This window comes from Vibrio sp. ZF57, from assembly GCF_001691235.1.
Lineage (GTDB): Bacteria > Pseudomonadota > Gammaproteobacteria > Enterobacterales > Vibrionaceae > Vibrio > Vibrio crassostreae_C.
Window position 1 is genome coordinate 34,608 of record NZ_MAKD01000070.1, and the last position, 13,780, is coordinate 48,387.

The window sequence follows — 13,780 nt, forward strand, 5'->3', positions numbered from 1 at the left end:
TCTAAAAATGCAAAAAGGCGACCCTTAGGTCGCCTTTATCTCAGAGTCTGTAATCTTAAAAAGATTAACGACGCTGTTTTGTCAGTTCGATAACTCGTAACTGAGCAATGGCTTTAGCCAGTTCACCGGCCGCTTGTGCGAAGTCTATGTCGCCATGCTGATTTTGGATATTCTCCACAGCCTTGCGCTTAGCTTCTTCCGCCTTTGCTGCGTCTAGCTCTTCACCACGGATAGCTGTATCAGCCAGTACAGTTGCTGTACCAGGCTGAACTTCTACCATACCACCAGAAACATAAATTATTTCTTCGTGGCCGTGCTGCTTAACAATACGCACCATGCCAGGCTTGATAGCGGTCAGCAGTGGACAGTGACCATGGAAAATACCAAGTTCACCCTCACTACCGGTCACCTGAAACGTCTCAACAAGGCCTGAGAAAATTTGTTTCTCTGCACTTACAACGTCTAGGTGAAAGGTTATTGCTGCCATATCGCCTCCTAGTTAGCCTTATAGCTTCTTAGCATTCTCGATAGCTTCGTCAATTGCACCACAGTACATGAACGCTTGCTCTGGAATGTCATCGTATTCACCAGATAGAAGACCTTGGAAGCCACGTAGAGTCTCTTTAAGAGGTACGTAAATGCCTGGGTCACCTGTAAATACTTCCGCTACGTGGTAAGGCTGAGTTAGGAACTTCTCAATCTTACGAGCACGAGATACAACTTGCTTATCTTCTTCAGATAGCTCGTCCATACCTAGGATAGCAATGATATCTTTCAGCTCTTTATAGCGCTGAAGAGTAGACTGAACGCCACGAGCGATGTCGTAGTGCTCTTGTCCAACTACCAATGGATCCAGTTGACGTGAAGTAGAATCTAGCGGGTCGATCGCAGGGTATAGACCCATAGATGCGATGTTACGGTTAAGTACAACCGTTGCATCCAAGTGAGCGAACGTTGTTGCTGGAGACGGGTCAGTCAAGTCATCCGCAGGTACGTATACCGCCTGTACAGACGTGATAGAACCAGCTTTAGTTGACGTGATACGCTCTTGTAGAACACCCATTTCTTCAGCCAGTGTAGGTTGGTAACCTACCGCAGAAGGCATACGACCTAGAAGTGCTGATACTTCAGTACCTGCTAGTGTGTAACGGTAGATGTTATCAACGAACAGTAGAACGTCACGACCTTCGTCACGGAAGCGCTCTGCCATTGTTAGGCCAGTCAGGGCAACACGTAGACGGTTACCTGGTGGCTCGTTCATCTGACCGTAAACCATCGCTACTTTTGATTCTTCAGGTTTTTCGATGTTTACAACACCTGCTTCCTGCATCTCAAAGTAGAAATCGTTACCTTCACGAGTACGCTCACCTACACCTGCAAATACAGATAGGCCTGAGTGTTGAAGTGCGATGTTGTTGATAAGTTCCATCATGTTAACGGTCTTACCTACACCAGCACCACCGAATAGACCGATTTTACCACCCTTAGCGAATGGACAAATCAAGTCGATTACTTTAACACCAGTTTCTAGAAGAGCTGTCTCGTTAGACTGCTCTTCGTAGCTTGGAGCTTCACGGTGAATGGCGTAATGCTCTTCAGCACCAATCTCGCCACACTCATCAATCGCGTCACCTAGGACATTCATGATACGACCCAATGTCTTAGTACCTACTGGTACTGAGATTGGAGCGCCAGTATTTTCAACTGTCAAACCACGACGTAAACCATCAGAGCTACCCATTACGATTGCGCGAACTACGCCACCGCCAAGTTGTTGCTGAACTTCAAGAACTAGACGTTCTTGTACTTCATTAACATTCAGAGCGTCGTATACACGAGGTACTTCACCCTGTGGGAACTCTACGTCGACTACCGCACCGATGATCTGTACGATCTTACCTGTAGCCATCGTTAATCCTCTAACTATTTAGTTTTACCTAAGCTTAAACCGCAGCTGCGCCTGAAACGATCTCAGAAAGTTCTTGTGTAATTGCCGCTTGACGCGCTTTGTTGTACACAAGTTCTAAGTCATCAATAATGTCACCAGCGTTATCTGTTGCTGATTTCATAGCAATCATTCGAGCCGCTTGCTCACAAGCAAGGTTCTCGACCACACCTTGATATACTTGAGATTCGACGTAGCGAACCAGTAGTGCATCTAGTAGTGGTTTTGGCTCAGGCTCATAAATGTAGTCCCAAGCATGATCGCGTTTCATGTCTTCGCTGTCTGATTTAGGCAAAGGAAGTAATTGATCGATCGTTGGTTCTTGTACCATAGTGTTTTCAAACTTGTTGAACACTACGAACAGGCGATCCAATTCGCCTTCATCATATTTCTTCAGCATAACGCTTACAGAGCCAATCAAGTCTTCAAGGCTTGGGCGATCGCCCAGACCAGAAACTTGAGCTGCTACTTTCGCGCCGCTGTTGTTGAAAAATGCTGTCGCTTTTGAACCTACAATTGCAAGTTCAACGTCAGCACCTTTCTCAGACCAATCTTTCATGTCGTTCATGGCTTTTTTGAACAAGTTAATGTTCAAACCACCACAAAGACCACGGTCTGTAGAAACGATGATGTAACCAACACGTTTGGCTTCACGTTCCTCAAGATAAGGATGCTTATACTCGAGGCTACCATTAGCCAAATGACCGATCACTTTACGCATTGTTTCTGCATATGGACGAGTAGCTTCCATTGCGTCTTGAGAACGACGCATTTTTGAAGCTGCTACCATTTCCATTGCTTTCGTAATCTTCTGTGTGCTTTTAACACTACCGATTTTATTACGTATCTCTTTTGCGCCGGCCATCGTTACTCTCCGTTAATGGTATGAGGTGGCCCTAAGACCACCTACCAATTACCAGGTCTGGGTTGCCTTGAAATCGTCAACAAGCTTCTTCAGCTCAGCTTCGATTTCTTTATTGAAAGCACCCGTTGTGTCGATCTGTGTTGCTAGATCGGCATATTGACCACGAGCAAACGACAGTAAAGCAGCTTCAAAGTCTAGAACTTTAGAAAGTTCAACGTCTTGAAGGTATCCACGCTCTGCAGCGAAGATTACTAGAGCTTGGTCAAATACAGACATAGGAGCGTATTGCTTCTGCTTCATCAGTTCTGTAACTTTTTGACCGTGGTCTAGCTGCTTCTTAGTCGCTTCATCAAGATCCGAAGAGAACTGAGCAAATGCTGCAAGTTCACGGTATTGAGCTAGAGCAGTACGGATACCGCCAGATAGCTTCTTGATGATTTTAGTCTGCGCCGAACCACCTACACGAGAAACTGAGATACCAGGGTCAACAGCTGGACGTACGCCCGCGTTGAATAGCTCAGTTTGTAGGAAGATCTGACCATCGGTAATCGAGATTACGTTCGTCGGTACGAATGCAGATACGTCACCAGCTTGCGTTTCGATGATAGGAAGAGCAGTTAAAGAACCCGTCTTGCCTTTCACTTCGCCTTTAGTGAATTCTTCTACGTAGTGTTCGCTTACACGAGCAGCACGCTCTAGTAGACGAGAGTGAAGGTAGAAAACATCACCTGGGAACGCTTCACGACCTGGTGGACGCTTAAGTAGTAGCGAGATTTGACGGTAAGCTACAGCTTGCTTAGATAGGTCATCATAAACAATCAGTGCATCTTCACCGCGATCACGGAAGTATTCGCCCATCGCACAACCAGCATACGGTGCAAGGTATTGCAGCGCTGCAGATTCAGAAGCCGATGCAACAACAACAACAGTGTTTGCTAGTGCGCCGTGCTCTTCTAGTTTGCGAACTACGTTAGCAATAGTCGACGCTTTTTGGCCGATAGCTACGTAGATAGAGAAAATACCAGAATCTTTTTGGTTAATAATCGCATCGATCGCCATTGCTGTTTTACCAGTCTGACGGTCACCGATTACTAGTTCACGTTGACCACGACCGATAGGGATCATTGAGTCAACAGACTTGTAACCAGTTTGAACAGGTTGATCTACCGATTTACGGTCGATTACACCTGGTGCGATAATTTCTACAGGCGAAGTCAATTTAGCTTCGATTGGACCTTTACCATCAATTGGCTCACCTAGCGTGTTTACAACACGACCAAGCATTTCAGGACCTACTGGTACTTCTAGAATACGACCAGTACCTGTAACTTTCATGCCTTCCTGTAGGTCAGCATACGGGCCCATTACAACAGCACCAACCGAATCACGGTTCAAGTTCAGTGCTAGAGCGTAACGGCCACCCGGTAGTTCGATCATTTCACCTTGCATCACGTCCGCTAGGCCGTGGATGCTAAGGATGCCATCGCTTACAGAAACGATAGTACCTTCATTGCGAGCTTCACTAACAACGTCGAAAGATTCAATACGTTGTTTAATTAGATCGCTAATTTCAGTGGAATTAAGTTGCATGCTCCAATCCCCATTAAGACTGCAATGCATCGCTCAGGCGGTCTAAACGACTGCGCGCTGAGTTATCGATGACTAGGTCTCCGGCTCGAATAATAACTCCACTAAGTAGAGTCTCATCTATACTGCAATTCAGCTGAACTTTGCGCGCAAGGCGCAGTTCCAATTTGCTGATAATGCTTGTGCGTTGTTCTTCAGAAAGTTCAACAGCTGAAGTAACTTCAACGTCGATCTCTTTCTCATACTCTTTTTTGAGTATAAAGAACTCTTTACAAACATCAGGAAAAGCCATTAAGCGGCCATTCTCTGCCATCACTTTAATTAAGTTCTGGCCGAATTCATCAAATTGTTCGCCACAAATTACAATGAATACTTCAGCTAATTTTTCAGCAGTCATAGAGCCGCTTAATAAATTGTGAACATCATCATTTTGTGCCACTTCGGCAGCAAAAGTAAGCATTTGACCCCATTGGTCTAGCTCACCTTTATCTACCGCAAAGTCAAACGCTGCTTTAGCATAGGGGCGTGCGATTGTAGTCAAATCAGACATATACAGCCCCTTGCTTTAAAGTTTTGCAGTAATGTTGTTAAGAAGATCATCGTGTACATCTTTATCGATTGTACGCTCAAGGATTTTCTCAGCACCAGCTATAGCCAGAGTTGCGACTTGTTTGCGCAGGTCATCACGGGCACGTGTACGCTCTGCTTCAATTTCTGCTTCAGCTTGCGCTAAGATTTTCTGGCGTTCTGCCTGAGCTTCTTCGCGTGCTTCATCAATAATTTGAGCTTTACGTTTGTTTGCCTGATCAATAACCTCAGTTGCAGTGCGCTTTGCTTCTTTCATTTGCTCAGAAGCGTTGGCTTGTGCCAGGTTCAAGTCTTTAGCAGCGCGTTCAGCGGCTACAAGACCGTCAGCAATTTTTTTCTGACGTTCTTCAATTGCTTGCATGATTGGTGGCCATACATATTTCATGCAGAACCAAACAAACAGTGAAAAAGCAATTGCTTGACCTAGCAGAGTTGCGTTCATATTCACAACAGCTACCCCTCGTTAAGAATCAACTACAAAAATTTAATTAACTATTAAAGAGTTAATTAGCCTGCTAGTTGACCAACAAATGGGTTAGCAAACGTGAATAGTAGTGCGATTACGATACCGATCATTGGAACAGCATCCAGTAGACCAGCGATGATGAACATCTTAACTTGTAGCATTGGAGCCATTTCAGGTTGACGCGCAGCGCCTTCTAGGAATTTACCACCAAGAATAGCAAAACCAATTGCAGTACCTACGGCACAAAGACCAACAATAATAGCAACAGCGATTGCTGAAAAACTTAGTACAGTTTCCATTTACGTTCTCCGATTAACATTAATAGTTAGAATAAAGCTTAAAAATTTTTTAGTGATCACTATCTTCATGAGCCATTGATAAGTAAACGATTGTCAACATCATGAAAACAAACGCTTGAATCAATATAACTAAGATATGGAAGATAGCCCAAGGTAGTGCACCTACCCATTGTAAGTACCACGGTAGCATTGCCGCGATAAGAATAAACACCACCTCACCCGCAAACATATTACCAAATAAACGCATACCTAGAGATAGTGGCTTCGCTAATAACGAAATTACCTCAAGTACCAAGTTAAATGGGATCATGATTGGGTGATTAAATGGATGCAGTGCCAATTCTTTAGCAAATCCGCCTAGGCCTTTCACTTTGATGCTGTAGTAGATCATCAGAGCAAAAACACCCAAAGCCATTGCCATGGTTATATTTACATCAGCTGTAGGAACCACTTTCAAGTAAGGGATACCTAGCCAATGCTCTGCAGGATATGGTAAGAAATCGATAGGCACTAAGTCCATCAAGTTCATAATGATAATCCAGCAGAATATAGTCAGTGCTAGTGGGGCAATCAGAGGGTTGCGACCATGGAAAGTTTCTTTAACGTTGTCGCCAACGAATTCCACTACCATTTCAACAAAACACTGAAGCTTACCAGGTACACCTACTGTTGCTTTCTTAGCGACTGAGCGAAAAACCCAAAGGAATAACATCCCTGTCAACACCGAAAAAAACAGACTGTCTATATGTACGTTCCAGAAACTTGTCTCCTCTACAAGACCAAACTTAGCTAAAGAAAGGTTTTGTAAATGGTGTTCAATGTATCCGGATGCTGTTGGCGCAGCCATAACTCATCCTATTTTTTATTGTTAATGAAAAGCACTGGCGCAAAGATATTAATACCTAGAACCAGTAAATAGGTCAGTTTGAGGGGAATTAATTCCACCTGCATATACATGTAGACAATAGAGAATAGTAGAACTGTGATAAGGATCTTTAGTGCTTCACCTGCATAGAACGACGCCGCAACTAACTTAGTTGCGCGAGCTCCACAAAATAGGAAAGCACACACACAAAAAACCACATTCGCGATGACAAAAATACCGCCACCAACCAATGCAGCAAAACCCCAATCAGGATTAACAGCTAAACCTAACCCTATCGCCACTAATATAACCGCGCTAAGCTCGATCAATAACATTTGCTTTGCAAGCACTCGTCCTGGTCTTGCTAACGCCGCTACCATGTATTCGTTCCTCTTTAAGCCCACTTTACCACTCGCTTAAAAGCGTGCTGAGAAATTGGCGAAAATTATACGTTCAGCCAAATTGATTGCAATAAGAATGCAGCAATCATTTACATTTCTGTATACAAACCGACAACTTTTGTAAGAAATTACTTGTTTATTACATAATTGACCTAAATCAATTATCTCATTTAGTACTCTAGTTTAGCAATAAGTTGCTCTAATTTGTGAGGCTCATCAAGAGTAATTGTCACTTTTGACTTACCGCTAACAGAACGAGTAACTGAAACGTTTGCTTGCAATTTTTCCGTGAGTCTTCGTGAAAGTTCGATGGCCTCAGTGTCTTCGGGCTTCGATTCCGCTTCAACGTCTGGTTTTAAGCACTTTTTGACAAGTTGCTCAGTTTGACGCACGGTCATTTTTTTGGTTGCTGCGGTATTCGCTGCCTCAACCTGGGTAACACCTTCAAGCGCAAGCAGTGCTCTAGCATGCCCCATTTCTAGTTGTTTACTGGAAACTAAACCTTTTACTTCATTTTCGAGCTGATTTAGACGTAATAAGTTACTAACGGTAGCTCTGGATTTACCAATCACATCGGCGACCTGCTGATGTGTCAGTAAAAACTCGTTCTGCAAGCGCTCTAGCGCTTGTGATTCTTCGATAACATTCAGATCTTCACGTTGAATGTTCTCGATCAATGCCATCGCAATCGCGGCCTTGTCTTCTACTCTCTTGATCAAGCATGGAACTTGTTTAAGACCAGCTTGACGAGCCGCTCTCCAACGACGTTCACCAGCAATAATCTCAAATTGGTCGTGCGCTAAAGGGCGTACAACGATCGGTTGGATAATGCCTTGAGATTGTATAGATGCCGCTAACTCTTCTAGCGCTTCCGGCGCAATATCCTTACGCGGTTGATATACACCAGGCTTCAAGCAACCAACAGCCAGTTCAATAAGCTCACCATCAGCCGACAACGCCTGACTATGAGAAGCAACTTGCTGTTTTTCACGAGCCAATGAGCTAGTTGCAAGCAATGCATCTAGCCCTTTTCCTAAACCACGCTTAGACATTGAGCGAATTCCTTTGGTTGGACCTATACTGGGACTTCTTCACGACGCAACATTTCGCCAGCAAGAGCAAGGTAAGCCTTAGCTCCTGCGGAATATTTGTCGTAGTACATTGCTGGCTTGCCGTGACTCGGGGCTTCTGCCAGACGCACATTTCTAGGGATCACAGTTCGGTAGACTTTGCTACCAAAGTGTTTTTTGAGTTGATCAGATACTTCGTTCGATAAGCGGTTGCGAGGATCGTACATAGTACGCAGAAGACCTTCGATCTTCAGGTTCTCGTTTACAACAGCCGCTAGCTTACTGATGGTATCCATCAATGCAGTCAAACCTTCCAAAGCAAAGTATTCACATTGCATAGGAACCAATACGGAGTCGGCCGCAGCCATCGCGTTGATTGTAAGAAGGTTTAATGAGGGCGGGCAATCAATAAAGATGAAATCATAGTTATTACGAATGGGTTCGAGTGCATTTTTTAAACGAACTTCACGAGCAAACACTTCCATCAGCTTGATTTCTGCCGCAGTAACATCACCGTTCGCGGCGATGAGGTCATAATTGCCAGATGTACTCCGGCAAACCACCTCATCAAATGGGGTGTCTTCAACCAACAAATCGTAAGCTGTTGCTTCAACTTGATACTTGTCGACACCGCTCGCCATAGTGGCATTACCTTGAGGATCGAGGTCAACAACCAATATCTTGCGTTTTGTTGCCGCCATTGATGCTGCTAAATTAATGCAAGTTGTTGTTTTTCCTACGCCACCCTTCTGGTTGGCAATTGCTACGATTCTACCCACTATGGCCTCGCTGATTATCCCTGACGCGATAAAGTAACTAGATGACGCTCTCCATCAAGCTCTGGCACTTGCAAAGCTTTAATGTCTGTCACTGAACACCATTCAGGTAACAGGTCGATTTCGTCTCTAGGATGTTGTCCCTTAAGAGCCAAAAATACACCGGATTGCTCTTTAGGTAAATGGTGACACCACTCTACCATGTCTGTCATTGACGCAAATGCACGACTGAGCACTGCATCAAACTTTTCTTCTGGTTGAAATTCTTCAACGCGACTTTGAACCGGTACCACGTTGTCGATACCCAGCTCATGAATCACCTGTTTGATAAAACGAATACGCTTACCTAGGCTGTCTAGCAAGTAAAACTCGCAGTCTGGATTCATGATTGAGAGCGGAATCCCAGGAAGACCAGGTCCCGTACCCACATCGATAAAGCGCTTACCTTGTAAGTGAGTGCTAACAATGATGCTATCTAAGATATGTTTCACCATCATTTCTTGTGGGTCACGAACTGATGTTAGGTTATAAGCTTTGTTCCACTTGTTCAGTAACTCAACGTAGCCAACCAACTGGCCACGTTGTTTTTCAGATACTTCAAGTTCAGTCTGGCCAATAAGGTGATCCAGTTTTTCGCGTAATGCGCTCATTATGCTTCCTCACCTTTTTTCAACAGGCCGTGTTTTTTCAAGTAAACCAACAGAATTGAGATTGCTGCAGGTGTGATACCTGAAATTCGCGAAGCAATACCAATTGAGTCAGGCTTAGCTGTCGTTAGTTTAAGAACCACTTCGTTAGAAAGTCCTTTTACCTTGCTGTAATCGATATCAGCAGGCAGTTTGGTGTTTTCATGACGCAGTGATTTTTCAATTTCGTCTTGTTGACGCTGAATGTAACCATCGTACTTCACTTGGATCTCAACTTGCTCAGACGCTTGTTGATCTTCCAGTGCAGGACCAAAACGATCCAATGCGGTTAACTGTGAATAAGTCATTTCAGGGCGACGAAGAAGATCTTCACCGCTCGCTTCACGAGACATTGGTGTTTTCAGAATTTGGTTCAGTTGATCAATATCTTCAGATTTTGGATTAATCCAAGTCTCTTTCAGACGTTGACGCTCCTTCTCCATGTTTTCCATCTTCTCGTTGAAACGAGCCCAACGAGCGTCATCAACAAGGCCAAGTTCACGCGACTTTTCAGTCAAGCGGATATCGGCGTTGTCTTCACGAAGCAGCAGACGGTATTCCGCGCGAGACGTAAACATGCGGTAAGGTTCTTTGGTACCCATGGTAGATAGGTCGTCGATAAGCACGCCCATGTAAGCTTGGTCACGACGTGGACTCCAGCCTTCTTTGCCTTGAGTAAACAAACTTGCATTCAGACCGGCCATCAAGCCTTGTGCAGCCGCTTCTTCATAGCCAGTGGTACCGTTGATTTGACCCGCAAAGAATAGACCTTTGATAAACTTAGTTTCGTAAGTCAGCTTAAGGTCGCGAGGATCAAAGAAATCGTACTCAATCGCATAGCCAGGGCGAACGATATGAGCATTTTCAAAGCCCTTCATCGAACGAACAATTTGAACCTGTACATCAAACGGCAGACTGGTAGAGATACCATTCGGGTATAGCTCGTGAGTCGTTAGACCTTCTGGCTCAATAAAAATTTGGTGACTGTTCTTGTCAGCAAAACGCATTACTTTGTCTTCAATCGAAGGGCAGTAACGAGGGCCAATGCCTTCAATCACACCCGCGTACATAGGGCTGCGATCAAGGTTGGCACGAATTACGTCATGCGTATTTTCATTGGTATGCGTGATGTAACATGGAATTTGACGAGGTTGTTGAGCTCGGCTGCCCATGAACGAGAAAACAGGCGTCGGGTTATCACCGTGCTGAACCTCAAGCTCAGAAAAATCAACGCTACGCGCATCGATACGAGGAGGAGTACCTGTTTTCAGGCGATCAACTCGGAATGGAAGATCACGAAGACGGTCAGCCAGTGCGATCGATGGTGGATCACCAGCACGGCCACCTGAAGAACTTTCCATACCAATATGGATCTTGCCGCCTAGGAATGTGCCCACAGTCAGAACCACAGCGCTTGCGCGGAACTTAAGGCCCATCTGCGTTACCACACCTACCACTTGATCCTGCTCAACGATCAAGTCATCAACCGACTGTTGGAACAAAGTCAGGTTTGGCGTGTTTTCAAGAACGTTACGAACAAAGGCTTTGTACAGTGCGCGGTCAGCTTGTGCACGAGTAGCACGAACCGCAGGGCCTTTTGATGCGTTCAATGTTCTGAACTGAATACCTGCATGATCAATAGCTTGCGCCATTAATCCACCCATTGCATCGACCTCTTTTACCAAGTGGCCCTTACCGATCCCGCCAATGGCTGGGTTACAAGACATTTGTCCTAGTGTATCGATATTATGAGTAAGTAATAACGTACTTTGACCAGTACGTGCAGATGCGAGTGCGGCTTCCGTTCCTGCATGGCCACCACCAACAACGATGACGTCAAATTTTTCGTGATAAAGCATGAACCGACCTCAGGTATTCAAACGTTTTCTAGATTGATAAAAAGGAGCGATATTCTACCTGTTTTCATAGCCTGAGAAAACGTTTTTGGGATTTTTCGAAAAAGCTGTTTTTAATTAATATAGATAAGATCTTTAAGGAGATCTTTTATTAGATCTATTATTAGGATCGAGGGTATCTGTGGATAAGTCGGAAATGATCAACGAGATCATGGATCTTTTTTGGATCAAATGATGTGATCTAACTTTGATCAGGATGAGGATTAACTGGGATCAAAATGGCTACTTATTCACAGGAGGAAATTAGCCTAAAACTTGTTATTTGGATAACTATAGGTTAATCACCGTATATGTATGATCTTATCCACAGCAGAAATTGAAAATAGATCGCTAATTTTCGATGTTTTTGAAAAAAAGTTATTCACAATCACGATGTTCAGAGACAAAAAAAGCGGCATAAGCCGCTTTTTGAGAGAGGAGAGAGGTTAAAACTGGTCGCTATGATCGTTGAACCAAGCTTCTGCTGCGTCTTCTGGTACCGGAGTTTCCAATACATCGATGGTAAAACAGTCAGAAATAGGCTGAGCACCGAGCTCTTTCATCTGGCTGTGGACTGATTTTCCCGCCAAACAGAAGGTATCGTAACTCGAATCACCAAGCGCCACGACAGCAAAGCGAACCGGGCTTAAATCTGGAGATTGCTGGGTCAATGCGTCGATAAACGGCTTAATATTATCTGGAAATTCACCCGCACCATGAGTTGAAGTCACCAGCAACCAAAAGCCTTGTTGGGGAATATCATCGAATTCAGGCTGATTATGAAGGGTGATCTCGTGGCCTTGCTCTTCAAGAAGATCATTAAGGTGATCGCCAACGTACTCTGCACCACCTAAGGTGCTGCCTGTAATAATGTGGATCATTAAGCTGTCCTTACTAAAGAAAAAGGCCAGCATGAGCCGGCCTTTAAAGGTTATTTACCAATACAGAAAGAGGTGAAGATACGGCCGAGTAGGTCATCGGAACTGAATTCACCAGTAATCTCGTTAAGGTGTTGCTGCGTTATACGCAGTTCTTCTGCCAAGATTTCCCCTGCCATATAGCCTTCGAGCTGTTGCTGGCCAATATCTAGATGCTCAGATGCGCGTTCTAGGGCATCTAAGTGGCGACGACGTGCCATGAAGCCACCTTCATTGCCACCAGCAAAGCCCATGCAATCTTTTAAGTGATTACGTAGTGCATCAACGCCTTGTCCCGTCTTTGCTGATAGTCGAATCAGAGTTGGATCATTAACATGGCAAATCCCGAGATCTTCACCGGTTTGATCGGCTTTGTTACGAATCACGGTCATTCCGATGTTATTCGGCAGACGATCAACGAAATCTGGCCAGATATCTTTCGGGTCGGTTGCATCGGTAGTGGTGCCATCGACCATAAATAAAACGCGATCGGCTTGAGCAATTTCTTCCCAAGCGCGTTCAATACCGATTTTTTCGACTTCATCCGAGGCTTCACGCAGGCCTGCGGTATCAATAATGTGCAGTGGCATACCATCAATATGGATATGTTCACGAAGTACATCACGGGTTGTACCTGCAATATCAGTCACAATCGCGGAGTCTTTACCCGATAATGCATTCAGTAAGCTCGACTTACCGGCATTAGGACGACCTGCAATCACCACCTTCATACCTTCACGCATGATGGCACCTTGATTGGCTTCTTGGCGAACCGCTTCGAGGTTGTCGATGATAGCTTGTAAGTCAGCACTTACTTTACCGTCAGCAAGGAAATCAATCTCTTCTTCTGGGAAGTCGATAGCGGCTTCAACATAGATGCGTAAGTGAATCAGAGAATCCACCAGCGTATTAATGCGTTTTGAAAACTCGCCTTGTAACGATTGCAGAGCTGATTTCGCCGCTTCTTCTGAACTGGCATCAATGAGGTCAGCAATCGCTTCTGCTTGGGTTAAATCCATCTTGTCGTTCAAGAAGGCACGCTCCGAGAACTCACCTGGGCGTGCTGCGCGTAGCCCTGGAATAGCGAGGATGCGCTTGATGAGCATATCCATTACCACAGGACCACCGTGGCCTTGCAGCTCTAAAACGTCTTCACCGGTAAACGAGTGCGGGTTAGGAAAGTAAAGCGCGATGCCTTGGTCTAGCTCTAAACCATCGTGAGATTTAAAAGGGGTGTACTCAGCGTAACGTGGTTTCAGTACTTTGCCGGTAACTTCAAGCGCAACTTGGGCTGCTTGTGGGCCTGAAACGCGAATAATACCGACGCCGCCACGGCCGGGTGCAGTCGCTTGAGCAACAATCGTATCTGTAGTCATAGTTGTGCCTGCTAGCATGTGAAAGCCAAAAAGGGGCGCTCACG

At 44.9% G+C, this 13,780-nt stretch carries 15 protein-coding genes; all 15 read right to left on the minus strand.

Features of this window, described 5'->3' with window-relative positions; all coding sequences use genetic code 11:
- Window positions 1-64: 64 nt before the first annotated feature.
- Window positions 65-487 carry a F0F1 ATP synthase subunit epsilon gene (locus A6D97_RS07925; RefSeq protein ID WP_017058791.1) on the minus strand — a complete coding sequence of 141 codons (423 nt, stop codon included), beginning with the start codon at window positions 485-487 and terminating at the stop codon, window positions 65-67.
- A gap of 18 nt (window positions 488-505) precedes the next feature.
- A complete protein-coding gene (gene atpD / locus A6D97_RS07930; RefSeq protein WP_017058792.1) occupies window positions 506-1,909 on the minus strand; it encodes a F0F1 ATP synthase subunit beta in 1,404 nt (467 codons plus the stop codon).
- A 34-nt stretch (window positions 1,910-1,943) separates the two neighbouring features.
- Complete coding sequence (gene atpG / locus A6D97_RS07935; protein ID WP_017058793.1) at window positions 1,944-2,810, minus strand: F0F1 ATP synthase subunit gamma; 867 nt, start codon at window positions 2,808-2,810, stop codon at window positions 1,944-1,946.
- A 48-nt stretch (window positions 2,811-2,858) separates the two neighbouring features.
- The gene (atpA, locus tag A6D97_RS07940; protein ID WP_017063023.1) at window positions 2,859-4,400 is read right to left on the minus strand and encodes a F0F1 ATP synthase subunit alpha; all 1,542 of its coding nucleotides are present in this window, start codon (window positions 4,398-4,400) and stop codon (window positions 2,859-2,861) included.
- A gap of 13 nt (window positions 4,401-4,413) precedes the next feature.
- Window positions 4,414-4,947 (minus strand): F0F1 ATP synthase subunit delta, encoded by a 534-nt coding sequence (gene atpH / locus A6D97_RS07945; RefSeq protein ID WP_010433233.1) that lies wholly within the window; start codon window positions 4,945-4,947, stop codon window positions 4,414-4,416.
- Between the two features lie 15 nt (window positions 4,948-4,962).
- Window positions 4,963-5,433, minus strand: a complete 471-nt coding sequence (gene atpF, locus A6D97_RS07950; RefSeq protein WP_010433231.1) for a F0F1 ATP synthase subunit B — start codon at window positions 5,431-5,433, stop codon at window positions 4,963-4,965.
- 59 nt (window positions 5,434-5,492) lie between these two features.
- Window positions 5,493-5,750, minus strand: a complete 258-nt coding sequence (gene atpE / locus A6D97_RS07955; protein WP_004411110.1) for a F0F1 ATP synthase subunit C — start codon at window positions 5,748-5,750, stop codon at window positions 5,493-5,495.
- A gap of 49 nt (window positions 5,751-5,799) precedes the next feature.
- On the minus strand, window positions 5,800-6,597 hold the full coding sequence (gene atpB / locus A6D97_RS07960; protein ID WP_009848124.1) for a F0F1 ATP synthase subunit A: 798 nt from the start codon (window positions 6,595-6,597) through the stop codon (window positions 5,800-5,802).
- Between the two features lie 8 nt (window positions 6,598-6,605).
- On the minus strand, window positions 6,606-6,995 hold the full coding sequence (locus tag A6D97_RS07965) for a F0F1 ATP synthase subunit I (RefSeq protein ID WP_010433210.1): 390 nt from the start codon (window positions 6,993-6,995) through the stop codon (window positions 6,606-6,608).
- Between the two features lie 191 nt (window positions 6,996-7,186).
- Window positions 7,187-8,068, minus strand: a complete 882-nt coding sequence (locus tag A6D97_RS07970) for a ParB/RepB/Spo0J family partition protein (protein WP_065584158.1) — start codon at window positions 8,066-8,068, stop codon at window positions 7,187-7,189.
- Between the two features lie 23 nt (window positions 8,069-8,091).
- Window positions 8,092-8,865 carry a ParA family protein gene (locus A6D97_RS07975; protein ID WP_029235097.1) on the minus strand — a complete coding sequence of 258 codons (774 nt, stop codon included), beginning with the start codon at window positions 8,863-8,865 and terminating at the stop codon, window positions 8,092-8,094.
- Window positions 8,866-8,879: 14 nt separating this feature from the next.
- Complete coding sequence (gene rsmG / locus A6D97_RS07980; protein WP_017058801.1) at window positions 8,880-9,512, minus strand: 16S rRNA (guanine(527)-N(7))-methyltransferase RsmG; 633 nt, start codon at window positions 9,510-9,512, stop codon at window positions 8,880-8,882.
- The gene (mnmG, locus tag A6D97_RS07985) at window positions 9,512-11,407 is read right to left on the minus strand and encodes a tRNA uridine-5-carboxymethylaminomethyl(34) synthesis enzyme MnmG (RefSeq protein ID WP_017058802.1); all 1,896 of its coding nucleotides are present in this window, start codon (window positions 11,405-11,407) and stop codon (window positions 9,512-9,514) included. The genes rsmG and mnmG overlap by 1 nt, the downstream gene beginning before the upstream one ends.
- 482 nt (window positions 11,408-11,889) lie before the next feature.
- Window positions 11,890-12,324, minus strand: a complete 435-nt coding sequence (gene mioC / locus A6D97_RS07995) for an FMN-binding protein MioC (protein WP_017058804.1) — start codon at window positions 12,322-12,324, stop codon at window positions 11,890-11,892.
- A 50-nt stretch (window positions 12,325-12,374) separates the two neighbouring features.
- A complete protein-coding gene (gene mnmE, locus A6D97_RS08000) occupies window positions 12,375-13,736 on the minus strand; it encodes a tRNA uridine-5-carboxymethylaminomethyl(34) synthesis GTPase MnmE (RefSeq protein ID WP_029235098.1) in 1,362 nt (453 codons plus the stop codon).
- Window positions 13,737-13,780 lie beyond the last annotated feature (44 nt).